Annotated in this window: 1 pseudogene; it reads left to right on the forward strand. The window is 67.1% G+C overall.

The features are described from left to right. Positions 1-165: 165 nt before the first annotated feature. Positions 166-1,539 (forward strand): annotated as a pseudogene (locus G6019_RS14250) (WS/DGAT/MGAT family O-acyltransferase); the annotation flags it as partial. Between the last annotated feature and the right edge of the window lie 279 nt (positions 1,540-1,818).

Genomic DNA, 1,818 nt, shown 5'->3' on the forward strand with positions numbered 1-1,818 from the left:
GAGACCGGGAAGGAGGTCATCTGATGCCCCGGTCGCGTGTGACTCTTGCCCTGATCCTGCTGATCGCGCTCGTCGTGATGGCGTGGCTCATCCTCGACGTTTACTGAGGACAGGCCGTCGGTCGAACGGGCGCTGTGAGACTGACTGCGGACGTACACTTCGTGCATGCAGCGCCTGAGTGGACTTGACGCCAGCTTTCTCTACTTCGAGACCAGGGCCCAACTCCTGCACGTGTGCGGGTTGATCGTCCTCGACGGATCAGAGATGAACGGTGGCTACTCGTTCGACGCGCTGCGGGCCGAGCTCGCCCGCCGGGTCACGGCCATGCCCGGCTTTCGCCGCAAGCTGCACGACTCGTTGCTCAACATCGATCACCCGGTCTGGGTCGAGGCCGAGGACTTCAACATCGACCATCACCTCCACCGGGTGGGTCTGCCGGAGCCGGGTGGGGACGAGGTGCTCGCCGAACTGTGTGGGCACCTGGCCAGCCAGCCGATAGACCGCTCGATGCCCCTGTGGCAGATGTATGTCATAGAGGGGCTTCCCGACAACCGGTTCGCGGTCTTCGCCAAGATGCATCACTCGACCGTCGATGGCGTCACGGGTGCCAACATGATGTCCCAGCTGTGTTCGCTCACCCCGGACGACCCGACTCTCGACCAGGAACTGGTGGAGGAGACCGCCGGCGGGTCCGGGGCTCTCGAACTGGCCGTCGGTGGGGCGTTGTCCCGGCTGGCCACCCCGTGGCGCCTGGCCTCGTTGCTCCCGGGGACGCTGGGGGTCGTGCCGTCGTGGATCAACAGGGCGCGCAAGGGACTGGCCATGCCGGCGCCGTTCACCGCGCCCCGCACCCCGTTCAACCGCACGATCACCGGGCACCGGTCCATCTCGTACGCCAGTGTGGGCCTCGACCAGATCAAGCGCATCAAGAACGTCTTCAACACCACCGTCAACGACGTCGTGTTGGCGATCTGCTCCACGGCGCTCCGGACCTACCTCGACGACCTGGACACGTTGCCGTCGAAGCCCCTCATCGCGATGGTCCCGATGTCGGTGCACGCCGCGGAGTCGCGCCCCGGCACCAACCGGGTGTCAGGCATGTTCATGTCGCTGGCCACGGACATCGACGACCCGGTCGAGCGGCTGGAGTCCATCCGGGACGCCAACACCGTCGCCAAGGACCACACCGACGCGCTCGACGCCAATCTCCTCACCGACTGGGCGCAGTTCGCGGCTCCGTCGGTGTTCGGGTCCGCGGTCCGGATGTACTCGCGACTGAGGCTCTCGGAGCGGCACCCGGTGGTGCACAACCTCATCATCTCCAACGTGCCCGGCCCCAACATCCCGCTCTACTTCCTCGGGGCCAGGGTGACCAAGATGCTGCCGATGGGGCCGGTGTTCCACGGAGCCGGTCTCAACTGCACGGTGATGTCGCTCGATGGTGAACTGCACTTCGGGTTCATCGCGTGCAAGGACCTCGTTCCCGATCCGTGGCCCATGGCCCGCGCGGTGGATGCGGCCGTGGCCGAACTGGTCGCCGCCGCCGACGAGCGGGAGGCGAACGGCACCCCCACCGCGGAGCGGAAGTCGGCCGCCGAGTTGGCGCAGGTGCGCAAGCAGTCGAAGAAGGCCGGGCGTCAGTCACCGGCCGACAAGGATCAGGCCGGCTCGAGCGCCTCCGGCTCGAGCGCCTCCGGGAGGAAGAACCCGACGTCCACGGCGACGACCCGGAAGCCCTCATCGAAGAAACCGACCGCAGCGACGGCGGCAGCCAGCACATCGGCGGAGCCGGAGAAGGCACCGACGAAGAAGGCACCG

The organism is Dietzia sp. DQ12-76 (genome assembly GCF_014145045.1).
Taxonomy (GTDB): Bacteria; Actinomycetota; Actinomycetes; order Mycobacteriales; family Mycobacteriaceae; genus Dietzia.